Source organism: Streptomyces echinoruber (genome assembly GCF_014651135.1).
Lineage (GTDB): Bacteria > Actinomycetota > Actinomycetes > Streptomycetales > Streptomycetaceae > Streptomyces > Streptomyces echinoruber.
On record NZ_BMWH01000024.1, the window covers coordinates 75,978 to 101,862 of the forward strand.

21 protein-coding genes, 1 pseudogene and 1 riboswitch are annotated in these 25,885 nt (G+C 75.2%); of the genes and pseudogenes, 16 read left to right on the plus strand and 6 right to left on the minus strand.

Features of this window, described 5'->3' with window-relative positions; translation table 11 throughout:
- Nucleotides 1-14 precede the first annotated feature (14 nt).
- Nucleotides 15-2,165 carry a primosomal protein N' gene (locus IE225_RS24550; RefSeq protein ID WP_190059767.1) on the plus strand — a complete coding sequence of 717 codons (2,151 nt, stop codon included), beginning with the start codon at nucleotides 15-17 and terminating at the stop codon, nucleotides 2,163-2,165.
- 376 nt (nucleotides 2,166-2,541) lie between these two features.
- Here IE225_RS24550 and IE225_RS24555 read toward each other — a convergent pair whose 3' ends face one another.
- The gene (locus tag IE225_RS24555) at nucleotides 2,542-3,102 is read right to left on the minus strand and encodes a hypothetical protein (RefSeq protein ID WP_190059768.1); all 561 of its coding nucleotides are present in this window, start codon (nucleotides 3,100-3,102) and stop codon (nucleotides 2,542-2,544) included.
- A 238-nt stretch (nucleotides 3,103-3,340) separates the two neighbouring features.
- On the opposite strand from IE225_RS24555, the gene fmt reads away from it, so the two are divergent.
- The 8 genes from fmt to IE225_RS24595 all read left to right on the plus strand — a co-directional run bounded on the left by fmt (nucleotide 3,341) and on the right by IE225_RS24595 (nucleotide 12,684).
- Nucleotides 3,341-4,273 (plus strand): methionyl-tRNA formyltransferase, encoded by a 933-nt coding sequence (gene fmt / locus IE225_RS24560; RefSeq protein ID WP_190059769.1) that lies wholly within the window; start codon nucleotides 3,341-3,343, stop codon nucleotides 4,271-4,273.
- Nucleotides 4,274-4,334: 61 nt separating this feature from the next.
- Nucleotides 4,335-5,753 carry an RsmB/NOP family class I SAM-dependent RNA methyltransferase gene (locus tag IE225_RS24565; RefSeq protein ID WP_190059770.1) on the plus strand — a complete coding sequence of 473 codons (1,419 nt, stop codon included), beginning with the start codon at nucleotides 4,335-4,337 and terminating at the stop codon, nucleotides 5,751-5,753.
- Nucleotides 5,754-6,064: 311 nt separating this feature from the next.
- Nucleotides 6,065-6,751, plus strand: coding sequence for a ribulose-phosphate 3-epimerase (gene rpe, locus IE225_RS24570; protein WP_190059771.1), 687 nt, complete (start codon nucleotides 6,065-6,067; stop codon nucleotides 6,749-6,751).
- Nucleotides 6,752-6,887: 136 nt separating this feature from the next.
- Entirely contained in the window at nucleotides 6,888-7,934 is a 1,047-nt protein-coding gene (locus tag IE225_RS24575) for a sugar-binding transcriptional regulator (protein WP_190059772.1), read from the plus strand.
- A 350-nt stretch (nucleotides 7,935-8,284) separates the two neighbouring features.
- Nucleotides 8,285-8,620, plus strand: a complete 336-nt coding sequence (locus IE225_RS24580; RefSeq protein ID WP_190059773.1) for a barstar family protein — start codon at nucleotides 8,285-8,287, stop codon at nucleotides 8,618-8,620.
- Between the two features lie 299 nt (nucleotides 8,621-8,919).
- Nucleotides 8,920-10,362, plus strand: coding sequence for a GuaB1 family IMP dehydrogenase-related protein (locus IE225_RS24585; RefSeq protein ID WP_190059815.1), 1,443 nt, complete (start codon nucleotides 8,920-8,922; stop codon nucleotides 10,360-10,362).
- A gap of 354 nt (nucleotides 10,363-10,716) precedes the next feature.
- On the plus strand, nucleotides 10,717-12,204 hold the full coding sequence (locus IE225_RS24590) for an amino acid permease (RefSeq protein WP_190059774.1): 1,488 nt from the start codon (nucleotides 10,717-10,719) through the stop codon (nucleotides 12,202-12,204).
- Nucleotides 12,205-12,231: 27 nt separating this feature from the next.
- Nucleotides 12,232-12,684, plus strand: coding sequence for an Lrp/AsnC family transcriptional regulator (locus IE225_RS24595; protein WP_190059775.1), 453 nt, complete (start codon nucleotides 12,232-12,234; stop codon nucleotides 12,682-12,684).
- Nucleotides 12,685-12,712: 28 nt separating this feature from the next.
- On the opposite strand, the gene IE225_RS24600 is transcribed toward IE225_RS24595, so the two are convergent.
- On the minus strand, nucleotides 12,713-13,225 hold the full coding sequence (locus IE225_RS24600; RefSeq protein ID WP_229879999.1) for a hypothetical protein: 513 nt from the start codon (nucleotides 13,223-13,225) through the stop codon (nucleotides 12,713-12,715).
- 263 nt (nucleotides 13,226-13,488) lie between these two features.
- Between IE225_RS24600 and IE225_RS24605 the strand changes: the two genes are divergently transcribed.
- Complete coding sequence (locus IE225_RS24605) at nucleotides 13,489-14,277, plus strand: carbon-nitrogen hydrolase family protein (RefSeq protein ID WP_190059776.1); 789 nt, start codon at nucleotides 13,489-13,491, stop codon at nucleotides 14,275-14,277.
- Between the two features lie 86 nt (nucleotides 14,278-14,363).
- The gene (locus IE225_RS24610; RefSeq protein ID WP_190059777.1) at nucleotides 14,364-16,061 is read left to right on the plus strand and encodes a flavin monoamine oxidase family protein; all 1,698 of its coding nucleotides are present in this window, start codon (nucleotides 14,364-14,366) and stop codon (nucleotides 16,059-16,061) included.
- Nucleotides 16,062-16,187: 126 nt separating this feature from the next.
- Here IE225_RS24610 and IE225_RS24615 read toward each other — a convergent pair whose 3' ends face one another.
- Both IE225_RS24615 and IE225_RS24620 read right to left on the minus strand, forming a co-directional pair.
- Nucleotides 16,188-16,874 (minus strand): DUF5995 family protein, encoded by a 687-nt coding sequence (locus tag IE225_RS24615; protein ID WP_190059778.1) that lies wholly within the window; start codon nucleotides 16,872-16,874, stop codon nucleotides 16,188-16,190.
- A 157-nt stretch (nucleotides 16,875-17,031) separates the two neighbouring features.
- Entirely contained in the window at nucleotides 17,032-18,537 is a 1,506-nt protein-coding gene (locus IE225_RS24620) for a uracil-xanthine permease family protein (RefSeq protein WP_190059779.1), read from the minus strand.
- A gap of 158 nt (nucleotides 18,538-18,695) precedes the next feature.
- Here IE225_RS24620 and IE225_RS24625 point away from each other — a divergent pair, with 158 nt between their 5' ends.
- Nucleotides 18,696-19,154 (plus strand): acyl-CoA thioesterase, encoded by a 459-nt coding sequence (locus IE225_RS24625; protein WP_190059780.1) that lies wholly within the window; start codon nucleotides 18,696-18,698, stop codon nucleotides 19,152-19,154.
- Here IE225_RS24625 and IE225_RS24630 read toward each other — a convergent pair.
- A complete protein-coding gene (locus tag IE225_RS24630; protein ID WP_190059781.1) occupies nucleotides 19,114-20,334 on the minus strand; it encodes an MFS transporter in 1,221 nt (406 codons plus the stop codon). The genes IE225_RS24625 and IE225_RS24630 overlap by 41 nt on opposite strands.
- 169 nt (nucleotides 20,335-20,503) lie before the next feature.
- Between IE225_RS24630 and IE225_RS24635 the strand changes: the two genes are divergently transcribed.
- Entirely contained in the window at nucleotides 20,504-21,745 is a 1,242-nt protein-coding gene (locus IE225_RS24635) for an ROK family transcriptional regulator (protein ID WP_190059782.1), read from the plus strand.
- A 133-nt stretch (nucleotides 21,746-21,878) separates the two neighbouring features.
- On the opposite strand, the pseudogene IE225_RS24640 reads toward IE225_RS24635, so the two are convergent.
- Nucleotides 21,879-22,660 (minus strand): annotated as a pseudogene (locus IE225_RS24640) (SDR family oxidoreductase).
- A gap of 412 nt (nucleotides 22,661-23,072) precedes the next feature.
- Nucleotides 23,073-23,203, plus strand: a riboswitch (FMN riboswitch).
- Nucleotides 23,204-23,352: 149 nt separating this feature from the next.
- Between IE225_RS24640 and IE225_RS24645 the strand changes: the two are divergent.
- From IE225_RS24645 to IE225_RS24655, 3 genes are read left to right on the plus strand one after another with little or no spacing between them, the layout of a single operon-like run.
- On the plus strand, nucleotides 23,353-23,955 hold the full coding sequence (locus IE225_RS24645; RefSeq protein ID WP_190059783.1) for a riboflavin synthase: 603 nt from the start codon (nucleotides 23,353-23,355) through the stop codon (nucleotides 23,953-23,955).
- Nucleotides 23,952-24,596, plus strand: coding sequence for a nicotinamide mononucleotide transporter family protein (locus tag IE225_RS24650; RefSeq protein ID WP_190059784.1), 645 nt, complete (start codon nucleotides 23,952-23,954; stop codon nucleotides 24,594-24,596). Before IE225_RS24645 ends, IE225_RS24650 begins: the two co-directional genes overlap by 4 nt.
- Complete coding sequence (locus IE225_RS24655; protein ID WP_190059785.1) at nucleotides 24,593-25,885, plus strand: bifunctional 3,4-dihydroxy-2-butanone-4-phosphate synthase/GTP cyclohydrolase II; 1,293 nt, start codon at nucleotides 24,593-24,595, stop codon at nucleotides 25,883-25,885. The genes IE225_RS24650 and IE225_RS24655 overlap by 4 nt, the downstream gene beginning before the upstream one ends.

The following is a 25,885-nucleotide window of genomic DNA, read 5'->3' on the forward strand; positions in this document are numbered from 1 at the left end:
GTAAGAATGCAGACGTGAGCGGCGAGAACGGGGCAGGCGGCAGGGGCGCCAAGGGCGCGCCGCCGGAGCAGCTCGCGCTCATCCGGGAGAGCGTGCGCAGGGCGAAGGAGCCGCGGGCCAAGCCGCGCACCTGGCGGGGGGCCGCGCTGGCGGAGCACCTGCCCGTGGCGCGGGTGCTCGTCGACAAGGGCGTGCTGCACCTCGACCGGTACTTCGACTACGCCGTGCCCGCCGAGCTCGACGCGGACGCGCAGCCCGGGGTGCGGGTGCGGGTGCGGTTCGGGGCCGGACGGCACCGGGTGCGGGAAGGGCGGCGCGAGGGCGGCGGACTGATCGACGGGTTCATCGTCGAGCGGCGCGCCGAGTCCGACTACGCCGGGCCGCTGGCCGCGCTCGCCCAGGTCGTGTCGCCGGAGCCGGTGCTGGGCCCCGAGCTGCTGGGCCTGGCGCGGGCCGTCGCCGACCGGTACGCCGGCAGCCTCGCCGACGTGCTCCAGCTCGCCGTACCGCCGCGCAACGCGCGCGCCGAGCGGCAGCCCTCACCGCCGCCGCTGCCGCCGCCCGCCGCGCCCGGGCCCGGCTCCTGGGCGCGGTACGAGCACGGGCCGGCGTTCCTGGAGGCGCTGGCCTCGGGCGGCGCGCCGCGCGCCGTGTGGCACGCCCTGCCGGGGCCGCGGTGGAGCGAGGAGCTGGCGCGGGCCGTCGCCGCCACGCTGGCCTCCGGACGCGGCGCCCTCGTCGTCGTCCCCGACGGGCGGACCGCCGCGCGGGTCGACACGGCCCTCACCGCGCTGCTCGGCGAGGGGCGGCACGTGCTGCTCACCGCCGACGCCGGCCCGGAGAAGCGCTACCGGCAGTGGCTCGCCGTGCGGCGCGGCTCCGTGCGGGCCGTGGTGGGCACCCGGGCCGCGATGTTCGCGCCCGTGTCGGACCTCGGGCTGGTCGCGATCTGGGACGACGGCGACGACAGCCACAGCGAGCCGCACGCGCCGCAGCCGCACGCACGCGAGGTCCTGCTGCTGCGCGCCGCCCAGGACAGGTGCGGCTTCCTGCTGGGCGGGTGGAGCTGCACCGTGGAGGCCGCCCAGCTCGTGGAGAGCGGCTGGGCCCGGCCCCTTGCCGCGGGGCGGGAGCAGGTGCGCGCGGCCGCGCCGCTGGTGCGGACCGTGGGGGACCAGGAGCTCGCGCGGGACGAGGCCGCCCGGGCCGCGCGGCTGCCCAGTCTCGCCTGGCAGGTGGCCAGGGAGGGGCTGCGGCACGGGCCCGTGCTGGTGCAGGTGCCCCGGCGCGGATACGTGCCGCGGCTGGCCTGCGCGCAGTGCCGGGCCCCCGCGCGGTGCCGGCACTGCGCGGGCCCCCTGGAGGCGCGCGAGGGTGCCGACGGCACGCTGCGCTGCGGCTGGTGCGGTCGTGAGGAGGAGGCGTGGCACTGCCCCGAGTGCGGTGCCTTCCGGCTGCGCGCCCAGGTCGTCGGCGCCCGGCGCACCGCCGAGGAGCTGGGGCGCGCCTTCCCCGCCGTGCCGGTGCGCACCTCCGGACGCGAGCATGTGCTGGACACCGTGCCCGGCACCCCGGCCCTCGTCGTCAGCACGCCCGGCGCGGAACCGGTCGCCGAGGGCGGGTACGCCGCCGCCCTGCTCCTCGACGGCTGGGCCATGCTCGGGCGCCCCGACCTGCGGGCGGGGGAGGACGCGCTGCGGCGGTGGATCGCGGCCGCCGCGCTCGTGCGGCCCCAGACGGCCGGCGGGACCGTGGTCGTCGTCGCCGAGCCGACCCTGCGGCCCGTGCAGGCGCTGGTGCGCTGGGACCCCGTCGGACACGCGGTGCGGGAGCTCGCCGAGCGGGCCGAGCTGGGCTTTCCCCCGGTGTCCCGGATGGCGTCCGTGGCGGGCGCCCCGGAAGCCGTCGCCGAGTTCCTCCGCTCCGCCGGGCTGCCGCCCGAGGCCGAGGTGCTCGGGCCCGTGCCGCTGCCGGTCACCCCGGCCGGACGGCCCCGCCGCACCGGGGCGCCGCCTCCCGGCGAGCGCTGGGAGCGGGCGTTGGTCCGTGTCCCGCCCGGGCGCGGGGCCGCCCTCGCCGCCGCCCTCAAGGCCGCCCAGGCGGCACGGACGGTGAGGGGCGGGGAGGCGGTCCGGGTGCGGATCGATCCGCCGGACATCGGGTGAGGGCCGGGGCGTCGAGGCGCCGGGCGGGGCTCGGCCGCGCCGGGACGCCGGGTTGCGGGCCGGGGCGCCGGGGTGCGGGCCGGGGATCGGCTGTGCCGGGAGGCCGGGTTGCGGGCCGGGGATCGGCTGTGCCGGGAGGCCGGTTGTGGGCCGGGGCGCCGGGCGCCGGGGCGTTGGATGGGAAGGGGACGGGGACGTCGGGGCGGAGCGGAAGGCGACGGCCGCGGACGCGACCGGCTGCCCGCCCGCGGCCGGGGCCGGCTCCTCCCGCGGCCGTCGCCGCGCCCCCGGACACCGCGCGCCGCCCCGGGCCCCTCCGCGCGCCGGCCACCCCTCCCGCAGCCCCGGGAGGGGCGGCGCCGTACCGCGGGACCGCTCAGCCGTTGCGCGGGCCCGGGAAGGCCGTCGGGCGGGGATCGTCCCGCAGGGACGGGCTGCCCGCCGTCGGCTGGGTCGGCATGGAGCGGGCCGCGGGCACGGCCGGCACGGTCGGCACGGCCGGGATGCCGGTGCCGACGTTGACCGTGCGGGTCCCCGAGGGTTCCGCCGCCCGCTGCTCGGCCTCGGCGGCGGCCGCCTGCGCCGCGGCGGCGCGGCGGGAGCCGTAGCGGCGGTGCACCGCCTGCTTGGTGACGCCGAGGGCGGACCCCACCGCGTCCCACGAGAAGCCGAGCGAACGGTCGAAGTCCACGGCGGCCGTGACCAGGGCCTCGACGCTGTCCCGCAGTTCCTGCGCGAGACGGACCGTCGGGGCGGGGGCGCGTCCGTAGACGACGAAGCCCGTGGAGGGGCCGGAGCGGCGCGGGCGGTAGACGTTGCCCAGCTGGGCGGTGAGCGTACGCAGGGCGTCCACCTGCCGGCGGACCCGCTCGATGTCCCGCACCAGCAGGTGCAGGCTGGCCCGAGCCTGGGCGTCGTGGGTTGCGTGGTCGGCCATGAACAAGCCTCTCGAACCGGCGTTGAAAGGAATCGGGCCGCATCAGCGGCCCGTAGCGGTCAACTCTCTCTTGACCAACGTCCTTTTCCGCCACGAGTCACGCAGTGGGGGCGTAAGGGCATATGCGTACGCCCCCGGGTGTGGTGCGCGCGGTGGCCGGCGGCGCGCCCCGCCGGCCCGCCCCATAAACTGGTGGGCCGCCCGCAACGACCCCCGCCCGAGAGGCCCGTGCCCACCCATGAAGCTCGTCTTCGCCGGTACCCCCGAGGTCGCCCTTCCCGCGCTGGACGCCCTGATCGCCTCCGGGCGGCACGAGGTCGCCGCCGTCGTCACGCGGCCCGACGCCCCGGCCGGCCGGGGGCGCCGGCTGGTCGCCTCGCCCGTGGCCGAACGCGCGCAGGAGGCCGGGATCGAGGTGCTGAAGCCGGCGAGGCCGCGCGACGCGGAATTCCTGGAGCGGCTCAGGGAGATCGGCCCGGACTGCTGCCCGGTCGTCGCCTACGGCGCCCTGCTGCCCCGCGTCGCCCTGGACATCCCCCGGCACGGCTGGGTCAACCTGCACTTCTCGCTGCTGCCCGCCTGGCGCGGCGCCGCACCCGTGCAGCACGCCATCATGGCCGGGGACGAGATCACCGGCGCCACCACCTTCCAGATCGAGGAGGGGCTGGACTCCGGCCCGGTCTACGGCACGGTCACCGAGGCGATCCGCCCCACCGACACCAGCGGCGACCTGCTCACCCGGCTGGCCCTGGCCGGCGCCGGCCTGCTCGTGGCGACCATGGACGGCATCGAGGACGGCACCCTGAAGGCCGTGCCGCAGCCCGCCGACGGCGTCAGCACCGCGCCGAAGGTCACCGTCGAGGACGCCCGCGTCGACTGGTCGGCGCCCGCGCTGCGGATCGACCGCGTGGTGCGCGGCTGCACCCCGGCGCCCGGCGCCTGGACGACGTTCCGCGGCGAGCGGCTGAAGCTCGTCCAGGTCGCCCTGCTGCCCGAGCGCACCGACCTCGCCCCCGGCGCGCTCCACGTCACCAAGAACAACGTCTACGCCGGCACCGGCTCGCACGCCGTGGAGCTGCTGTGGGTGCAGGCCCAGGGCAAGAAGCCGATGCGGGCCGCGGACTGGGCGCGCGGCGCGCGCATCGCCGAGGGCGAGTCCCTCGGGTCGTAGCGAAACGGCGCCGACGTAGGCTGGACGCGTCCCGCACGCAGACATCCGGAGCACCTTTTTCGTGAGCGAGCAGCCCCGTCGGCCCCGCAGGCCCGCCAAGCCCCACCGCCGCCCGCAGAAGGACCCCGTGCGCGTCCTCGCCTTCGAGGCGCTGCGGGCCGTCGACGAACGGGACGCCTACGCCAACCTCGTCCTGCCCCCGCTGCTGCGCAAGGCGCGCGAGCGCGGCGGCTTCGAGGCCCGGGACGCGGCCCTGGCCACCGAGCTGGTGTACGGCACGCTGCGCCGGCAGGGCACCTACGACGCGATCCTCGCCGCCTGCGTCGACCGGCCGCTGCGCGAGGTGGACCCGCCGGTGCTGGACGTGCTCAGCCTGGGCGCGCACCAGCTGCTCGGCACCCGCATCCCGCCGCACGCGGCCGTGTCCACCACCGTGGAACTGGCCCGGGCGGTGCTGGGCGACGGCCGGGCGAAGTTCGTCAACGCCGTGCTGCGCAAGGTCGCCCGGCACGACCTCGACGAGTGGATCGAGCGGATCGCGCCTCCGTACGACGAGGACCCCGAGGAGCACCTCGCCGTCGTCCACTCGCACCCGCGGTGGGTGGTGTCGGCGCTGTGGGACTCGCTCGGCGGCGGCCGCGCCGGCATCGAGGAACTGCTGCGCGCCGACAACGAGCGGCCCGAGGTGACGCTGGTGGCGCGACCGGGCCGGTCGACCACCGAGGAGCTGCTGGCCGAGCCGTCCGCCGTCCCCGGCCGCTGGTCGCCGTACGCGGTGCGGCTCGCCGAGGGCGGCGAGCCGGGCGCCGTGGCCGCCGTACGGGAGGGCCGGGCCGGGGTGCAGGACGAGGGCAGCCAGCTCGTCGCGCTGGCCCTCGCCGGCGCGCCGCTTCAGGGCCGGGACGAGCTGTGGCTCGACGGGTGCGCCGGGCCCGGCGGCAAGGCCGCGCTGCTCGCCGCGCTCGCCGCCGGGCGCGGGGCGACCCTGCTCGCCGCCGAGAAGCAGCCGCACCGGGCCGGGCTGGTGGCGCGGGCGCTGGCGGGCAACCCCGGCCCGTACCAGGTCGTCACCGCCGACGGGACCCGGCCGGCGTGGCGGCCCGGCAGCTTCGACCGGGTGCTGGTGGACGTGCCGTGCACCGGGCTCGGCGCGCTGCGGCGCCGCCCGGAGGCGCGCTGGCGGCGCCGCCCGGAGGACCTCGACACGTTCGCGCCGCTGCAGCGCGCGCTGCTGCGCACCGCGCTGGAGTCGGTCCGGGTCGGCGGGATCGTCGGCTACGCCACCTGCTCGCCGCACCTGGCGGAGACCCGGGCCGTCGTCACCGACGTGCTCAAGCAGCACCCGGAGGCGGACCTGGTCGACGCCCGCCCGCTGCTGCCGGGCGTTCCCGACCTCGGCGACGGGCCCGACGTGCAGCTGTGGCCGCACCTGCACGGCACGGACGCCATGTACCTGGCGCTCATCCGCCGGACCGGATGACCTCCGCGGGGGCCGGGGCCCGTTCCCGGCGCGCCGGCCGGTGCGGCCACCACACCCGCCGGTCGGCGTCCGGGAAGAGCGTGGCGGCCGGCACCGGCCGCCACGGGCCGGGCCGCCGCGCAGCAGTGCGAACCCTGCCGCTTACCCTGCCGCTTCAAAGGACGCGCGCCGGGGACGCGAGCCGGGGAACACGCGCCGCGGGGCGGGTGCCGCACGCCGTCGTCCCGAGGGCGGGGACCGGCGGCAACGAGTGGGCCCGGAGGGCGGGGACCGGCGGCAACGAGCGGGCCCGGGCATGGCACGCTTGAGACATGGCCGTGCAGATCAACCCCAGCATCCTGTCCGCGGACTTCGCCCGCCTCGCCGAGGAGGCGAAGGCGGTGGAGGGGGCCGACTGGCTCCACGTCGACGTCATGGACAACCACTTCGTTCCCAACCTCACGCTCGGCGTGCCGGTCGTGGAGTCCCTCGCCCGCGCGACGGACACCCCGCTGGACTGCCACCTGATGATCGAGGACCCGGACCGGTGGGCCCCGCAGTACGTCGAGGCGGGCGCCGGTTCCGTCACCTTCCACGTCGAGGCGGCCGGCGCGCCGGTGCGGCTGGCGCGGGAAATCCGGGCCAAGGGCGCCCGCGCCGCCATGGCGCTGAAGCCCGCCACGCCCATCGAGCCGTACGAGGACCTGCTGCCCGAGCTGGACATGGTGCTGATCATGACCGTGGAGCCCGGCTTCGGCGGCCAGGCGTTCCTCGACATCATGCTGCCGAAGATCCGCCGCACCCGGGAGCTCATCGCCAAGCACGGCCTGGAGCTCTGGCTGCAGGTCGACGGCGGGGTTGCGGACGCCACCATCGAGCGGTGCGCGGAGGCCGGCGCGGACGTCTTCGTCGCCGGCTCCGCGGTCTACGGGGCCAACGACCCGGCCGAGGCGGTCCGCTCGCTGCGCGCCCGGGCGGAGGCGGCCACGGGCAGGGCGTCGTGGGCCTGCGGCCACTGAGGCCCCGGGCCACCGCGGCCGGGACGTCCGGGTCGTGCGACCACACGGCCACCACTCGGCCACAGGAACATGAACGCCGCCCATCGAGGCGGATCCACCGCGCCGGATCTGCAAGGATGAACGGCGAATCCAGAGTGTGAACAGCAGTGAGGAGAGCGCCGTGTCGGGTATGTCGGCGGGCCGGTCAGCCATGCGGATGGGACCCGCTGAGCTGGTGCAGGCGGCGGCCATGGCCCGCCGCTTCTACCTCGAGGGCAAGTCCAAGATCCAGATCGCGGAGGAGTTCGGCGTCAGCCGGTTCAAGGTGGCCCGGGTCCTGGAGACCGCCCTCGAACGGGATCTCGTACGCATCGAGATCCGCGTACCGGCCGAACTGGACGCCGAGCGCTCCGACGCGCTGCGCGCCCGGTACGGCCTCAGGCATGCCGTCGTGGTGGAGTCCCCGGCCGACGCCGAGGAGACACCCGACCCCGAGAACCTCGGCGAGGTGGCCGCCGACCTGCTCGGCGAGCTGGTCAACGAGGGGGACGTGCTGGGACTGGCGTGGGGACGCTCCACCATCCACATGGCCGCGGCCCTGGACCGGCTGCCGCCGTGCACGGTGGTGCAGTTGACGGGCGTGTACGACGCCGGCACCGCCGAACGCGGCTCGGTCGAGGCGGTGCGGCGCGCGGCCCAGGTGTCGGGCGGCGACGCCCACCCCATCTACGCGCCGATGCTGCTGCCGGACGCGGCCACCGCGGCCGCGCTGCGCCACCAGACCGGCATCGCCCGGGCCTTCGAGTACTTCGACAAGGTCACCGTCGCCTGCGTCTCCATCGGCTCCTGGGAGCCGGGCATCTCGACGGTGCACGACATGCTCAGCGAGGAGGAGCGCGCCCACTACGCCTCCCTCGGCGTCGCCGCCGAGATGTCCGCGCACCTCTTCGACGCCCGGGGCCGCCGGGTCGGCCGGGACCTGCAGGAGCGGTGCATCACCGTCAAGGCGGACCAGTTGCGCCGCATCCCCGAGGTCGTCGCGATAGCGGGCGGGCAGCGCAAGGCCGCCGCGATCGACGCGGTGCTGCGGTCCGGGCTGGTCACCAGCCTGGTCACGGACACCTCCGCCGCGGACTATCTCATGACGGCCGGGCCGACCCCGCGGCCCGCCCTCAACCGGGAGGACCCGGACGACGCGCCGTGACGGCGGGCGGGACGGACGGGACGGACGGAGACGGGCGGGGGAGGGCAGGCGGGCGGGGTGCGCCGCGGCGGTGTCGGCCGCATGCCCGGCGCGCCGCCGCGCTCCATCCCCCGCCCGGCCCGCCGGGCGGGGCCGTTCCGCCGCCTCGCCGTCCGGCCCGCAGACGCCCCGACCCGCAGATCCCCGCTACCGGGACCCCGCTACCGGGACCCCCGGGCCGCGGGCCCGCCCGCCGTCCGGGAGTCCCGGCTTCCCGCCGGGGCCCGGCGGATCCGGCGCCTCGCCGACCGGGCGCGGCGGCGCGGCGTACCGTACGACGACCACCACAACTCCCTCCGGACGGTGCCCAGATGACGACCGGTGACCTCGCGGGCCGGCACCCGGTCACGCTGGACCTGCTCGGCGTGACCGACAAGGCGGGCCTGATGGACCGCTGCGCCGGGGCGCTCGGCCTGCCCGACTGGTTCGGCCGCAACTGGGACGCCCTCGCCGACTGCCTCGCCGACCCCGCCGTCTGGCCCGCCGGCGCCCGGGACAGGGGGATGTTCCTCCTCGTGAGCGGCTGGGGGCCGTACGCCCGGACCCGCCCCGAGGAGTGGCGGATCGCGCGGGAGGTCTTCGCAGAGGCGGTGGACCGGACACCGGGGCTGACGGTGGTGCTCGCGCTCGGGGGAGCCGACCGGTGACCGGGCCGCCCGCGGCGGCTCCGGCCCGGTCCGGAGGTGCCGGCCCGGCGGCACTGACCCGGCGGTGCCGGCCCGGCGGTGCCGGCCCGGCGGGGCCGACCCGGCGGGGCCGGGCACGGCGCCGCGCCGGCCGCCCGGCGCCCCGCCGCCCTCGGCGGTTCCTCCAAGTCCGGACCCGGCCGGGCTGGACGATCCGCCCGGGCCGGGCGTTCCGGTCGTCATGGGACAATGAAGTACGTGCTCTTTCCCCCGGCTGACCTGTCCGGGGGCCGCCTCCGACCGACTGGAATGTGCAGCACGTGCGTTTCCTCAACGACATCCAGCCCCCGTACGACCTGACGTACGACGACGTCTTCATGGTCCCCAGCCGCTCCGCGGTCGGCTCCCGGCAGGACGTGGACCTCAGGACCCAGGACGGCACGGGCACCACCATCCCGATCGTCGTCGCCAACATGACCGCGATCGCCGGCCGCCGCATGGCCGAGACCGTGGCCCGGCGCGGCGGGCTCGTCGTCATCCCGCAGGACATCCCGATCGACGTCGTCACCGACGTCGTGTCCTGGGTCAAGAGCCGCCACCTCGTCCTGGACACGCCGATCGTGCTGGGCCCCCACCAGACCGTCGCCGACGCGCTGGCCCTGCTGCCCAAGCGCGCCCACAACGCCGGCGTCGTCGTCGACGACGGCCACCGGCCGGTCGGTGTCGTCACCGACACCGACCTGACCGGCGTGGACCGCTTCACCCAGCTCGAAAAGGTCATGTCCAAGGACCTGCTCCTGCTGGACGCGGACATCGACCCGCGCGAGGCGTTCAACCGGCTCGACGCCGCCAACCGCCGCTACGCGCCCGCCGTCGATGCCGACGGCCGCCTCGCCGGCATCCTCACCCGCAAGGGCGCCCTGCGCGCCACGCTCTACACCCCGGCCACCGACGCGCGGGGCCGGCTGCGCGTCGCCGCCGCCGTCGGCATCAACGGGGACGTCGCGGGCAAGGCCGGGCAGCTCCTCGACGCGGGCGTGGACACCCTCGTCATCGACACCGCGCACGGTCACCAGGAGTCGATGATCGGCGCGCTGAAGCTGGTGCGCGGCCTGAACCCGCGGGTGCCCGTCGTCGCCGGCAACGTCGTCGCCGCCGCGGGCGTGCGCGACCTGATCGAGGCCGGCGCGGACATCGTCAAGGTCGGTGTCGGGCCGGGTGCCATGTGCACCACGCGCATGATGACCGGCGTCGGGCGGCCGCAGTTCTCCGCCGTCCTGGAGTGCGCCGCGGAGGCGCGGAAGTACGGCAAGCACGTGTGGGCCGACGGCGGTGTGCGTCACCCGCGCGACGTGGCCATGGCGCTCGCGGCCGGGGCGTCCAACGTGATGATCGGATCCTGGTTCGCCGGGACCTACGAGTCGCCGGGCGACCTGCAGCAGGACGCCGACGGCCGCCTCTACAAGGAGTCGTTCGGCATGGCCTCCGCGCGGGCCGTGCGCAACCGCACCGCCGAGGAGTCGGCGTACGACCGCGCCCGCAAGGCGCTGTTCGAGGAGGGCATCTCCACCTCCCGCATGTACCTCGACCCGGCCCGTCCCGGCGTCGAGGATGTGATCGACTCGATCGTCGCCGGTGTCCGCTCCTCCTGCACCTACGCCGGTGCCGCCACCCTGGAGGAGTTCGCCGAGAGGGCCGTCGTCGGCATCCAGAGCGCGGCCGGTTACGCCGAGGGCAAGCCGCTGCACGCCAGTTGGACCTGACGCGCCCCGCCGTTTCCGCGCACGGCCCCCGGTGCGGGACACCGGGGGCCGTGGTCGTCACCGGCGGCGCGACGGCCGGCCGCCCCGCGCGACGGCCGGCGGTTTCCGTACGACGGCCGGCGGTTTCCGTGCAACGGTCGGCAGCCTCCGTGCAACGAACCCCCGCCCTCCCGCGAGAGACGCAATGATCTTGCGCGGGTGCGCAAGGTTGCTGCATTACGCCCGTGAACCCGTGCCCCATAGGGTCTGCGCTGTACGTGGCGCGGCGGGGACCCCGCTCGGTGAGTGGTCCCTGCGGGACGGGACACCGCCGGTCCCCGTCGCCCGTGACCGGCAGTGACGAAGGAGTCGCACGTGCTCGACCAGGGCGCACCCCCACACAACACCGGCCGGGCCCCTTCGGCCGCCTCGGGCCCCGTTGCCCGGCTGATGCGCCGCAAGCCCGTGGAACGCCTGGTCGCGGAGGGCGGCCAGGGCGAGGGAGGAACGCTCCGGCGCTCCCTGGGGCTGTGGCAGCTCACCATGATCAGTATCGGTGCCACGCTCGGCACCGGCATCTTCGTCGTCCTCGGCGAGGCCGTCCCCAAGGCCGGGCCGGCCGTCACCCTCTCCTTCGTCATCGCCGGGCTCACCGCGCTCTTCTCGGCCCTGTCCTACGCCGAGCTGGCCGGCACCATCCCGGTCTCCGGCTCCTCCTACTCGTACGCATACGCAACGATGGGCGAGCTGATCGCCTGGGTCTGCGGCTGGTGCCTGGTGCTGGAGTACGGCGTGTCGGTGGCCGCCGTGGCCGTCGGCTGGGGCGAGTACCTCAACGAATTCCTCGACGGGACGATCGGCGTCACCCTCCCCGACGCCCTCTCCGCCCCGCCCGGCGACGGCGGGATCTTCAACCTGCCCGCCCTGGTCGTCGTCCTGCTGGCGATGGTGTTCCTGCTGGGCGGCGCCAAGGAGTCCGCGCGGGCCAACACCGCCATGGTGTGCGTGAAGATCGCCGCGCTGGTGCTGTTCTGCGCCATCGGCTTCACGGGCTTCAAGTCCGGCAACTACGCGCACTTCATGCCGCTCGGCATGAGCGGGGTCAGCGCGGCCGGCGCCACGCTGTTCTTCTCCTACATCGGTTTCGACGCCGCCTCCACCGCCGGTGAGGAGGCCAGGGACGCCCAGCGCGACCTGCCCCGCGCCATCATGCTCTCCCTGGTGATCGTGACCGCCCTGTACGTGCTGGTCGCGGCCGTCGCCGTCGGCGCCAGGCCGTGGCGGACGTTCAACGACTCCGAGGCCACGCTCGCCCGGATCATGGCGGACGTCACCGGGCAGAGCTTCTGGGGCACCCTGCTGGCCGCCTGCGCCGTCGTCGCCATCGCCAGCGTCGTCCTGACCGTGCTCTACGGCCAGACCCGCATCCTGTTCGCCATGTCCCGCGACGGCCTCGTGCCCAAGGTGTTCGCGAAGGTCCACCCCCGCAGCGGCACCCCGCGCGCCAACACGGTGATCGTCTCCCTGTTCTGCGGCGTCCTCGCCGCCGCCATCCCGCTGGGCCAGCTCGCGGACGCCACCAGCATCGGTACGCTGTTCGCCTTCGCGCTGGTCAACGTGGCCGTGGTGGTGCTGCGCCGGACCCGCCCGCACATGGACCGCACCTTCCGCGTCCCGCTGTCGCCGGTGCTGCCCGCGCTGGGCTTCCTGTTCTGCGTGTGGATGATGGGCAGCCTGTCCGCCGTCACCTGGGTCGTGTTCGGGGGCTGGATGGCCGCCGGGCTCGTGTTCTACTTCGTATACGGCTACCGCCGTTCCCGTCTCGCATCCGGTGTGGACCTCGCGGCGACGGCAGAGAAGTGACCGAACCGGAGAAGTGAACCGCTCCCCGTGCTGAACGATCTCGACGAACGCATCGTGCACGCCCTCGCCGAGGACGCCCGCCGCTCCTACGCGGACATCGGGCAGCTGGTCGGCCTGTCCGCGCCCGCCGTGAAGCGGCGCGTGGACCGGCTGCGCGCCACCGGCGCCATCACCGGGTTCACCGTCCGTGTGGACCCGGCGGCGCTCGGCTGGGAGACCGAGGGCTTCATCGAGATCTACTGCCGGCGCAACACCTCGCCGGAGACCATCCAGCGGGGCCTGGAGCGCTACCAGGAGGTCGTGGCCGCGTCGACCGTCACCGGCGACGCGGACGCGATCGCCCAGGTCTTCGCCTCCGACATGCGCCACTTCGAACGCGTCCTGGAACGCATCGCCGGGGAGCCGTTCGTGGAGCGCACCAAGTCCGTCCTGGTCCTCTCCCCGTTGCTGCGCCGCTTCTCGTCGGGCGCCCCGGGCTGACACCCCGGCACGGCGGGCTCCCGCCCGCTCACCCGGCGCCCTCCGCCCTCCGTCCGGCGCCCTCCGTCCGGCGCCCTCCGCCCTCCGCCCGGCGGCGGGCCGCTGCCGGCAGGCGCCGTACGCCGGCCGGGTGGCCGCCCGTGCCGATCACCAGGCGCCGGCAGAGGCGGCCGGAGAGGCCGGGGAAGGCGGCGCATGTCCCGGCGCGCAGACGGCAGCGGCCGGGACCGGCCGGCTCGACGCGGAAGACCAGGGCGTACCTCGAGAAGCGGTGGCGGCCGGCGAGCGCCGGCAGCCGCCCCGGCTCCGCGGCGAGCACCCGGAACCCGGGGAAGGCCGATCCCCCGGCCAGGGGCCGCGGCCCGGCGGCCGTGCGGCCGGCGCAGCCCGCCGGCCGCGCGTACCGGGCGGCGCCGGGCCGGCCGAAGGAGCGTTCCACCGCCTCGCACCGTCCTCGCCGGACGACGCCGGCCTCCGCCCGCACCGGTGTCGCGTGCTCGTCGGCGTACGGCAGCGCAGCGATCCTCAGGGGGTCTTCCACCCGGCGCGCACCGGTTCCCGACGGCGACTCCGCCGCCCCGCCGCCGGCACCGGAACACCGGCTTTGACCTGCGCGGACGGCCGATGCGGACGGCCTGCGCGGGCGGTGTCGGGGCGGGCGTGCAACGAATCACCGCCGACGGCCCGGCAGACGCAACGAACCGCTCACCGCAGCGCAACGGCTGCCGCTTGTCCGCCCTCGGCGGCCGGTCGTACCGTCTCATCAGGTCATCCCCGTCCCCGTCCGTACCGGTGAGGAACACCATGCGCACCGCCCTGCTCCAGAGCTCCGGCCGTCCCGGCTCGGTCGCCGAGAACCTGAAGGTGCTCGACGAGGCCGCGGCCCGGGCGGCGCGGGCGGGCGCGCGGCTGCTGGTGACGCCGGAGATGTTCCTGACCGGGTACGCGATCGGCGACGCCGTCGCACGGCTCGCCGAGCCCGCCGACGGCGACCTCGCCGACGAGGTGGCCCGGACCGCCGCCCGGCACGGCCTGGCCGTCGCCTACGGCTACCCCGAGCGCGACGGCGCGGCGGTGTACAACTCCGCGCAGCTGGTCTCCGCCGACGGCACCCGCCTGGCCAACTACCGCAAGACCCACCTCTACGGCGGCTTCGAGCGCGACCACTTCGCGCCGGGCGGCCGGCCGGTGGTCCAGGCGCGGCTGCACGGCCTCACCGTCGGCCTGATGATTTGCTACGACGTGGAGTTCCCGGAGAACGTCCGCGCCCACGCCCTGGCCGGCACCGACCTGCTGCTGGTGCCGACGGCGCAGATGCACCCGTTCCAGTTCGTCCCCGAGTCGCTGGTCCCGGTGCGCGCCTTCGAGAACCAGATGTACGTCGCCTACTGCAACCGGGTCGGCCCCGAGGGCGAGTTCGAGTTCGTCGGACTGTCCGTGCTGGCCGGGCCCGACGGGGTCGCCCGCGCCCGGGCCGGCCGGGGCGAGGAACTGATCCTCGCCGACGCCGACCCGGCTCTCCTCGCCGCCTCCCGCGCGGCCAACCCCTACCTGGCGGACCGCCGCCCCGGCCTGTACGGGGCCCTCGCCTGACGAGGCGTCAGCCAGCCTTCCCCCGCAGCCTCTTCACCAGCCTCTTCACCGGCTTCACCGGCTTTCGCGCAAGGAGTCCGTACCCCATGACGTCCACGGTGCCCAACGCCGTCGAGCACACCGACGGGCAGCAGCCGCCGATCACCATGTTCGGCCCGGACTTCCCGTACGCCTACGACGACTACCTGGCCCACCCGGCAGGCCTCGGCCAGGTCCCCGCCACCGAGCACGGCACGGAGGTGGCGGTGATCGGCGGCGGCCTGTCCGGCATCGTCACCGCCTACGAGCTGATGAAGATGGGCCTGAAGCCCGTCGTGTACGAGGCCGACCGGATCGGCGGCCGGCTGCGCACCGTCGGCTTCGACGGCTGCGACCCGTCGCTGACCGCCGAGATGGGCGCGATGCGCTTCCCGCCGTCCTCCACCGCCCTGCAGCACTACATCGACCTGGTCGGCCTGGAGACCAAGCCGTTCCCCAACCCGCTGGCGGAGGCCACCCCGTCCACCGTCATCGACCTCAAGGGCGAGACCCACTACGCGGAGAAGCCGGAGGACCTGCCGCAGGTCTACCGGGACGTCGCCGACGCCTGGAACGCCTGCCTGGAGGAGGGCGCCGAGTTCTCCCGGATGAACCGCGCCATCCGCGAGCGGGACGTGCGCACCATCCGGGAGATCTGGTCGAAGCTGGTCGAGAAGCTCGACAACCAGACCTTCTACGGCTTCCTGTGCGACTCGAAGGCCTTCCGGTCCTTCCGGCACCGCGAGATCTTCGGCCAGGTCGGCTTCGGCACCGGCGGCTGGGACACCGACTTCCCCAACTCCATCCTGGAGATCCTGCGCGTCGTCTACACCGAGGCCGACGACCACCACCGCGGCATCGTCGGCGGCTCCCAGCAGCTGCCGCTGCGCCTGTGGGAGCGCGCGCCGGAGAAGATCGTGCACTGGCCGCAGGGCACCTCGCTGGCGAGCCTGCACGTCGACGGCGAGCCGCGGCCGGCCGTGACCCGGCTGCACCGCACCGCCGGCAACCGGATCACCGTGACGGACGCGAACGGCGACATCCGCACCTACCGGGCGGCCGTCTTCACCGCCCAGTCCTGGATGCTGCTCTCCAAGATCCAGTGCGACGAGGACCTCTTCCCGATCGACCACTGGACCGCCATCGAGCGCACCCACTACATGGAGTCCAGCAAGCTCTTCGTGCCCGTGGACCGGCCGTTCTGGCTGGACAAGGACCCGGAGACCGGGCGGGACGTGATGTCGATGACGCTCACCGACCGCATGACCCGCGGCACCTACCTCCTCGACAACGGCCCGGACCGGCCCGCCGTGATCTGCCTGTCGTACACCTGGTGCGACGACAGCCTGAAGTGGCTGCCGCTGTCCGCGAACGAGCGGATGGAGGTCATGCTGAAGTCGCTGTCGGAGATCTATCCGAAGGTCGACATCCGCAAGCACATCATCGGCAACCCCGTGACGGTGTCCTGGGAGAACGAGCCCTACTTCATGGGCGCGTTCAAGGCCAACCTGCCCGGCCACTACCGCTACCAGCGGCGCCTGTTCACCCACTTCATGCAGGACCGGCTGCCCGAGGACAAGCGGGGCCTGTTCCTCGCCGGCGACGACATCTCCTGGACCGCCGGGTGGGCCGAGGGCGCCGTGCAGACCGCGCTGAACGCGGTCTGGGGCGTCATGCGCCACCTCGGCGGCGGGACCGACCCGTCCAACCCGGGCCCGGGCGACGTCTACGACGACATCGCGCCCGTCGAACTCCCGGAGGACTGACCGGAGTTCCGGGACTGACCGGAGTTCCGGGGCCGACCGGAGTTCCGGGGCCGCGCGGAGTTCGCAGGACCGGTCGGAGGCCCGTTCGGCCGTGCGCCGGGGACTCGTTGAGCCGTGTGCCGGGGATCAGTCCGGCAGCGGTGTGAGCAGCATGCGGCCGGCGAAACCGACCGCCGCGTCGAGGCGTTCGGCGAACTCCCCGGCGAGCTCCGGCAGGGCGCGCAGCGCCCACAGGGCCCGGGCCGCCGACCACGCGGCCTCCCGGGCCCGCTCCAGGCTCCACGCGCCGAGCAGGTGGGTGAGCGGGTCGGCGACCTGCAGCAGGTCGGGACCGGGCATCAGCTCCTCGCGCACCCGCTCCTCCAGTGCCACGAGGAGGTCGCCCACGCGGTCGAACTCGTCCTCCAGGTCCGCCGGCCGGCAGCCGAGGCCGTGGCAGGTGTCCACGACGGCGAGCGCCAGGTCGTGCCCGATGTGCGCGTTGATGCCGGCGAGCGCGAACTGCAGTGGGCGGACGCCCCGATGGCCGCGGAACTGGAACAGCGGGCGCCAGCAGGCGGGCGGCCGGCGGCCGTCGGCGGCCGCGTCGACGGCCCGCAGGTAGCGCTCGGCGAACCGCACGTCCAGCGTGGCCGCCGCCCGCGCGTCCGGGAACCCGCCCGCGTCCAGGTGCCGGCCGACCTCCTCGGTGACGGTGAGGTAGAGGCGGTTGAACACCGCGACGCCGTCCCGGGCGTCCAGCGCCGCGTCCAGGGCGCGCATGCGGGAGACGACCGTGCCGACGGCAGGGGTGAGCTGTTCCGGGTGCGCCATGGCGGCAGGTTCCCAGCCGCGCGCCGGTCCGGGGCGCGGCGGGCCCGGCGGTTCCCCGGAACGGGGGACCACCCGGGTCGCGCGGGAGAGTGAGCCACCGGTGCGGCGGCGCGGCCCCCGGCCCCGGGCGGCCCCGGCCCCGTGCGCTGCCGTGCGCCTACGGCGTGGCGCGCCGGACCTTCCCGCCCGCCGCGTCCGGTACCTCCGATCCGGTGCCGGTGCCGGTGCCGGTGCCGGTGCCGGTGCCGGTGCCGATGCCGGCGTCGGCGTCGGTGTCGGTGTCCGCGTCGGCGACGGTGTCGTACGACGACGTGCCCTCGTCCAGCAGCGGCTCCTGCGTCTTCAGATGGGCGGGGGCGAAGGCGCGCAGGGCGTGGTAGCCGGTGATGACGACGAGGGTGCCGAGCGCGATGCCGCTGAGGGAGAAGGTGTCGGTGAACTTCATGGTGACGTTGCCGACGCCGATGATGATGCCCGCCGCGGCCGGCACCAGGTTGAGCGGGTTGCGCAGGTCGACCCGGGCGTTGCTCCAGATCTGGGCGCCGAGCAGGCCGATCATGCCGTACAGGATGACGGTGATCCCGCCGAGCACCCCGCCCGGCACCGCGGCCACCACCGCGCCGAACTTGGGGCACAGGCCGAACAGCAGGGCGAAGCCGGCGGCGGCCCAGTAGGCGGCGGTGGAGTAGACGCGGGTCGCGGCCATCACGCCGATGTTCTCGGAGTAGGTGGTGGTGGGCGGGCCGCCCACCGCGGTGGACAGCACCGAACCGACGCCGTCGGCGGCGATCGCGGTGCCCAGCCGGTCGTCCACCGGCTCGCCGGTCATCTCGCCGACCGCCTTGACGTGCCCGGCGTTCTCCGCCACCAGCGCGATCACGATCGGCAGCGCCACCAGGACCGCCGACCACTGGAAGGACGGGGCGTGCAGCGAGGGCAGCCCGATCCAGTCGGCCTTGGCGACCCCGGAGAGATCCAGACGCCAGTGGTCGGTGAGCCTGCCGCTGCCGTCCACCGAGTGGATCTTCCCGAAGATCCGGTCGAACGCCCAGGAGATCACGTACCCGAACACCAGGCCGAGGAAGATCGCGACGCGGGACCAGAAGCCGCGCAGGCAGACCACCGCCAGGCCGGTGAAGAGCATCACCAGCAGGGCCGTCCACTGGTCCTGCGGCCAGTACGTCGAGGCGGTGACCGGGGCGAGGTTGAAGCCGATCAGCATCACCACCGCGCCGGTGACCACGGGCGGCATCGCGGCGTGGATGATCCGCGCCCCGAACCGCTGCACCGCCAGTCCCACCAGGAACAGCGCCAGCGCGACGGCGAGGACGGCGCCGGTCACCGTCGCGCTCGTACCGCCCTGCGCCCGGATCACGGCGGCCACGCCCACGAACGACAGCGAACAGCCCAGGTAGCTGGGGATCCGGCCGCGCGTGGCGAGCAGGAAGACGACGGTCGCCACGCCCGACATCATGATCGCGAGGTTGGGGTCCAGGCCCATCAGGACGGGCGCGACGAACGACGCCCCGAACATGGCCACCACGTGCTGGGCGCCGAGTCCGATCGTGCGGGGCCAGGAGAGCCGTTCGTCGGGGCGGACCACCGCCCCGGGGGCCGGGGTGCGTCCGTCGCCGTGCAGTGTCCAGCGGACGCCAAGATCCATGGTGCGGTTCGCTTTCGGTCGTGCGTGCGGGTGGGTCCCGACCATTGTCCAGGGTGGCCCAGCCGGGTGCGACCACCGGCTGAGCGCCCGCTCAGGCGTTCCGGGCCGCCCGTCTAGGATGGGGTGTCCCACGTCAGCGACGTCCAGGAGCACCACCCGTGACCGCCGAAGCCCCGATCGCCCCCGCCGTCTCCCACGGCCGGCTGATCCCCGTCACCGTCCACTTCGACGACCTGGACGCGCTCGGGCTGCTGCACAACGCCCGCTACCCGCTCATGGTGGAGCGGGCCTGGGCGCGGCTGTGGCAGGAGCACGGCTTCCGCTTCGAGGGCGACTGGGCGGCCGCCGGCGACGCCTGCAACGCCGTCAAGGAACTCCGCATCACCTACGAGGCGCCGGTCACCCGCCCCGGCACCTACGCCGTCCATCTGTGGCTGGAGCGGCTCGGCACCACCGGCCTGACCTACGGCTTCCGCTTCTGCTCGGCCGACGGCGCGCAGACCTACGCCCACGGCACCCGGGTGCTGGTCCGCCTGGACGCGGACACGCTGCGCCCGGCGCCGTGGAGCGAGGAGTTCAGGGCCGTGGGTCGGGAACTGCTGCGGCCGGCCGACTGACCCGCGGCCGGTTCCGGTCGCCCGCGCGCAGCACGCCCGCCAGCGCGACCAGCGCGCCCGCCAGCACCGTCACCAGGCAGAACGACACCGTCAGGCTGGTGGCCTGGGCCACCCCGCCGATCAGGCTCGGCGCGATCAGCCCCGAGGTGTACGTGATCGTCGCGACGCCCGCGATGGCCTGGCTGGGGCGGGGGCCGCTGTGCCCGGCCGCCGCGAAGCACAGCGGGACGACAACCGCGATGCCAAGACCCATCAGCGCGAACCCGGTCATCGCCACCGCCGGATGCCCGGCCAGGACGATGAGCAGCCCGCCGGCGGTGGCCGGCACCCCGCCCAGGCGCACGGCGCGCACCGTGCCGAAGCGGTTCACCACCGCGTCCCCGGCGATCCGGGCCACCGCCATCGCGAGCGTGAAGCCGGTCGTGCAGGCGGCGGCCAGACCGGCCGAGGCCGCCAGCCGGTCCCGCAGGTACACCGCCGACCAGTCCAGGCTGGCGCCCTCCGCGAACACCCCGCAGAAGCCGACCGCGCCGATCAGCAGCGCCGACCTCGGCGGCAGCGCGAACCGCGGCGGCGGCTCCTCGTCCGCCGCGGCGCGCACGTCGAGCACCCAGCGGCAGGCCACCAGGCCGAGGGCGGTGAGCGCGGCGGCGGCCAGCGCGTGGTGCAGCCGCGCGTCCGAGCCCAGGTGGGCGGCGAGCGTGCCGGCCGCCGAGCCGGTCAGGGCGCCCGCGCTCCACATGCCGTGCAGCCCCGACATGACCGAGCGGCCCAGCCGGCGCTCGACCTCCACGCCGATCGCGTTCATCACCACGTCGGCCGTGCCCGAGGTCGCGCCGTAGGTGAACATCGCCAGGCACAGCGTCACCAGGTTCGGCGCGAGCGAGGGCAGTGTCAGCGACAGCGTCCACAGCGCCATCAGGCCGCTCAGCGCCGTACGGCTGCCGAAGCGGTGGCTGATCGCGCCGGCCGCCGGCATCGCGCAGGAGGCGCCCAGCGCCGTGAAGCCGAGCGCGAAGCCCAGTTGGCCCGGACCGACCGAGGCGTGCTCCTGGATCCACGGCACCCGGGTCGCGAACGAACCGGTCACGGCCCCGTGCACGGCGAACACGGCCGCCACGGCGTACCGGCCGCGGCGCACCTCGCGCAAGTCCCGGGCCTGGTCGGGCGTATCGCTCATTCCTGCGGTTCCTCCCCGTCCCGTCGCCGTCCTCGTCGCGTCCCCGCGCCGTGCCGACGTAAACTATCAGGAAGCCTGCCTGATAGATAGGTCGGCCATAGCTGTCCCCCACCCGCGCACGGTCACCGGCCGCGCGCCGGGCGGCCCGGCCGTCTGGGAGGATCCCGGCATGCCCGCATCCCCGAGCACCGCCCGGGCCATCAACGACCGGCTCGCCCTGCGACTGCTGCAGCGCCAGGGCCCGCTGACGGCCGGTCAGCTGAAACAGCTCACCGGCCTGTCCCGGCCCACCGTCGCCGACCTCGTGGAACGCCTCACGGCCGCCGGCCTGATCGCGGTCGTGGGGGAGGCCGGCGCGCAGCGCCGCGGCCCCAACGCGCGGCTGTACGGCATCGTCGCCGACCGCGCCCACCTGGCCGCCCTCGACGTGCGCACCGAGAGCGTCTCCGTGGTCGTCTCCGACCTGCTCGGCGGGGTGCTCGTCGAGGCGTCCGCGCCGATCGGCGGCGAGGCGGGCACCGGGCCGGCGGTGGAACAGGCGGTCGCGCTGGTCGAGCGGGCCGTGAAAGAGGCCGGGGTGGAACGCCTGCACACCGTGGGCATCGGCGCCCCCGGCCTGATCGACCCCGCCACCGGCGAACTGCGCCCCACCACCGGCCTGCCCGCCTGGCACCGCCGCCTGGTCGACGCCCTGCAGGAGCGGCTGCCCCACACCCGCGTCAGCGTCGAGAACGAGACCAACCTCGCCGCCGTCGCCGAACAGCGCGAGGGCGCCGCCCGCGGCCGCGACACCTTCGTCCTGCTCTGGCTCGGCCAGGGCACCGGCGCCGCCGTCGTCCTCGACGGCGCCCTGCGCCGCGGCGCCTCCGGCGGCACCGGCGAGATCGGCTTCCTGCCGGTCCCCGGGACCGGCGGCCTGCCGTCGGCGACGGACTGCGCGGGCGGCTTCCACTCCCTCGTGGGGGCGGCGGCGGTGCGCGACCTGGCGGCCGCGTGCGGGGTGGCGGGCCGGGACACGACCCTCGGGGCGGAGCAGCTCGTCCGGTACGCGGTGCGGACGGTGACCGGCGCCGGCCCGGCCGGCCCGGCCCGGCGCGACGGGACTGCTGCGGACGACGGGGCCGCCGGGGCCGCCGGGCGCTTCCTCGACGCCCTCGCCGACCGCGTCGCGCTCGGCGTCGCCTCGGCGGTGGCCCTGCTCGACCCGGGATGCGTCGTGCTCGGCGGCGAGGTGGGACGGGCGGGCGGCTGGACGCTGGCCGCGCGGGTCGCCGAGCGGATCGGGCGGATGACGCCGCTGCCCACCGAGGTGCGGGCCAGTGCCCTCGGCGGCGCCGCGGTCCTGCGCGGCGCCCTCCTGACCGCCCGCGACCGCGCCCAGGACGAGCTGTTCGGGCGGCGGGAGCGTTAGGCGCCGCCGGCCCGGTGCGTCCGCGGTGCGGACGGCCGGGTGACCGCCCCGGCCACCCGCCCCCGGCCTCTCGGGGCCGCTCCCTCCGCCTCCTCGGTGCCGGCCACCCGCACCGGTTCCTCGGGCCGCTCCCTCAGTCCCGCGCCCGCCCCCCGAACCGCCGCTCCGGATACTCCTCGAACGTCCCCTTGCCCACGGCCCGTTCCGGCGTCAGATGGCCCCCGGCGCGGTAGGCGCGGTAGGTGCGCCCGGGCAGGCGTACGGGCCACAGCGCCCGGGCAGGCGTACGGGCCACAGCGCCCGGCGCCGGCCCGTCGCGGCGAGGTAGGCGCGGGCCAGTGACTCCAGCGTGCGCACCTCGGGCCCGCCCAGGTCGGGAACGCGGCCGGCGGGGGAGCCGAGGGCCGGCTCGGCCAGGCGGTCGGCGACCTCGGTCACCTCGACGGGCTGGTCGGGCACTTCGGCCGGGAGCAGCAGGACCGGCGGCCTGGACAGCGCGCCGAAGAGCAGGGCCGGCAGGTCGTGGAACTGTGTCGCGCGCAGCACGGTCCAGCCCAGGCCCGACTCCTCGACCAGGCGTTCCACGGCGAGCTTCGTGCGGTAGTAGCCGAGCGGCACCCGGTCGACGCCGACGATCGAGATGTGGACCAGGTGGGCCACGCCGGCCCGCCGCGCCGCCGCGATCAGGTGGGCCGCCGCCGCCTCGTCCCCGCCGCGGACCGTGGTCGCGCAGTGGACGACGGTCTCCACGCCCTCGACGGCCGCGGCCGGCGCGCCGCCGCCCCGGCGCAGGTCGACAGCGTACGGAGGGGTGTGCCGGCTGAGCACCCGCACCTCGTGGCCCTCGCCGCGCAGCCGCCGGACGACAGGCCGGCCGAGGGTTCCGGTTCCGCCGGTCACCAGGATCGTGGTCATGCTGCTCGCGTCCCTTCGCCGCACCGGCGCTCCGGGGAGAACGCCGTTCACGGTAGGACGACGGAGCGGCTCCCGCGATCCGTGACAGCGCGGGGGAGTGACGTGCCGCACGTCGGCGCGGGCCGGCGGCGGGCGGTCTGGTGGTGGGTGGCGGGGGCCGGTGGTGGGCGGTCCGGCGGCGGGCAAGGGCCGTCGTCACCGCCGCCGGACCGGTCCGGGGTCCCACCGTACGCGGCCGACCCTAGGTGGACTAGACCACGGGGTCAAGGGGGCGTCGCGTGGTCAAGTCCGAAACGGGCGGCGGCGGTTGACCGGGAGGGTCACGCGCGGTGACGCGGTGTGTGAGCCACTCCACAGCACTCGCCCGCCTGGACGCCGACCGGGCATGGCACACTGGCCCTGTACCTGAAAGCAGCGCACTCCGGGGTCGGTGAAAGTCCGAACCGGCGGTGAAAGTCCGCGACCCGGCCGCCTCCAGCGGTCGGTTGACCAGGTGGAATTCCTGGACCGACGGTGAAAGTCCGGATGGGAGGCAGTGCGCGGCGAGCGGGCACGCGTGTGCGCCGCCGTCGTCCGGTCCCGTCCTTCGCGGACGGGTCCCGTCCGGCGTCGCCCCCGGTGCCGCAGCTCGTACAGTCTGCCGTCGTCGGCAGCCCCGGAGTCCGTGCCCCAGAGGCAGGAGGACCCGGGAAGTGTTCACCGGAATCGTCGAAGAGCTGGGCGAGGTCACCGGCGTCGAGCACCTGGGCGACGCCTCCCGCTTCCGGCTCCGCGGGCCCGTCGTCACCGAAGGCGCGAAGCACGGCGACTCCATCGCCGTCAACGGCGTCTGCCTCACCGTCGTCGAGTGCGCGGGCGACGAGTTCACCGCCGACGTCATGGCCGAGACGCTCCACCGCTCCAGCCTGGGCGCCCTCACCGTCGGCTCCCGCGTCAACCTGGAGCGGCCCACCGCCGTAGGCGCCCGCCTCGGCGGCCACATCGTGCAGGGCCACGTCGACGGCACCGGCGAGATCCTGGAGCGCAAACCCTCCGAGCACTGGGAGATCGTGAAGATCTCCCTCCCCGCCGACCTGGCCCGCTACGTCGTGGAGAAGGGTTCCATCACCGTCGACGGCATCAGCCTCACCGTGGTCGACGCCGGCCCCGACTTCTTCACCGTCAGCCTCATCCCCACCACCCTCGCCCTGACCACCCTGGGTCTGAAGCAGCCCGGCGAGGCGGTCAACCTCGAGGTGGACGTCGTCGCCAAGTACGTCGAGCGGCTGCTGGGCGCCCGGGAGGAGACCAAGTGAACTGGCTCAACTCCGAGGCGTTCACCCTCCTCGGCCAGCACATCAAGTGGTCGGACATGACCGGCAACGTCATCGGCCTTCTCGCCCTCGCCCTCGGCTGGCGCCGCTCGATCTGGACCTGGCCGGCGCAGTTCGTCTCCGGTCTGATCCTCTTCGCCGCCTTCGCCACCGCCCACCTCTCCGGCAGCGCCGGCAAGCAGATCGTCGTCATGACCGTCGCGGTCTACGGCTGGTGGCAGTGGAACCGCGGCCAGGGGCAGGCGGAGGACGGCCACATCGCCGTACGGTTCGCCACCTGGCGCGAGCGCGGCGCCCTGCTCGGCGCGGCCGCCCTGGGCACCCTCGCGGTCGGCGGCCTGTTCACCGCCTTCCCGGCGCTGTCCTGGGACCCGTGGCCGGACGCGTACCTCTTCGTCGGCACCGTCGTCGCCATGTACGCGCAGGCCCGCGGCATGGTCGAGTTCTGGTGCGCCTGGCTGCTCGTCGACCTCGTCGGCGTCCCCCTCAACTTCGCCAACGGCTTCGCCTTCTCCGGCTTCGTCTACGTCATCTACGGCGCGCTCGTCCTGTGGGGCATGCGCGACTGGTGGCTGCGTTCCCGCCGAAGCGCGCAGCCCGTCCTGGAAGGAGCGCCGGCATGAGCACGGCACCCGTGCTGTACGGCACCGACGGCACCGAGGACCTCACCCTCGACCCCGTCGAGCAGGCCGTCGCCGACATCGCGGCCGGCCGCCCGGTCGTGGTCGTCGACGACGAGGACCGCGAGAACGAGGGCGACCTCGTCATCGCCGCCGAGAAGGCGACCGAGGAGATCGTCGCCTTCATGATGAGCGAGTGCCGCGGCCTGATCTGCGCCCCCATGGAGGGCGACGAACTCGACCGGCTGGAACTGCCGCAGATGGTCGAGGACAACACCGAGTCGATGCGGACGGCGTTCACGGTCTCCGTCGACGCCTGTGCCGCGCACGGCGTGACCACCGGCATCTCCGCCGCCGACCGGGCCACCACCCTGCGGCTGCTGGCCGGCGGCACCGCCGGACCGTCGGACTTCGTGCGCCCCGGGCACGTCTTCCCGCTGCGCGCCCGGCCCGGCGGCGTCCTGGCCCGCCCCGGGCACACCGAGGCCGCCGTCGACCTCGCCCGCCTCGCGGGGCTGCGCCCGGCCGGCGCGATCGTCGAGATCGCCGGCGAGGACGGCCGTATGCTGCGCCTGCCCGAGCTGATCCCGTTCGCCCGCAAGCACGGCCTGACGATCATCTCCATCGCGGACCTGATCGCCCACCGGCGCAGCGAGCAGTCCGCCGTCCGCCGCGAGGCCCAGGTGTACCTGCCCACCGCGCACGGCACCTTCACCGCCTACGGCTACCGCTCCGTCGCCGACGGCGTCGAGCACGTCGCCCTCGTCCACGGCGACCTCGGCGACGGCGAGGACGTCCTGGTCCGCGTCCACTCCGAGTGCCTCACCGGCGACGTCTTCGCCTCCGCGCGCTGCGACTGCGGTCCCCAGCTGGAGGCCTCGCTGCAACGCATCCAGGCCGAGGGCCGCGGCGTGGTGGTCTACCTGCGCGGCCACGAGGGACGCGGCATCGGCCTGATGTCCAAGCTGCGCGCCTACGAACTCCAGGAGCGGGGCCGCGACACCCTCGACGCCAACCTGGAGCTCGGCCTGCCCGCCGACGCCCGCGACTACGCCGCCGGCGCCCGCATCCTCGCCGACCTGGGCGTGCGCAGCGTACGCCTGATGACCAACAACCCCGACAAGACCGACGCGCTCCTGCGCCACGGCCTCCGCGTCACCGGACGGGAGCCCATGCCCGTCCAGGCGGGCGAGCACAACATCCGCTACCTGCGCACCAAGCGCGACCGGATGGGCCACGACCTGCCCTGGCTGGAGGCCACGACCACGGTGGCCGGCTGCGGCAACCAGTAA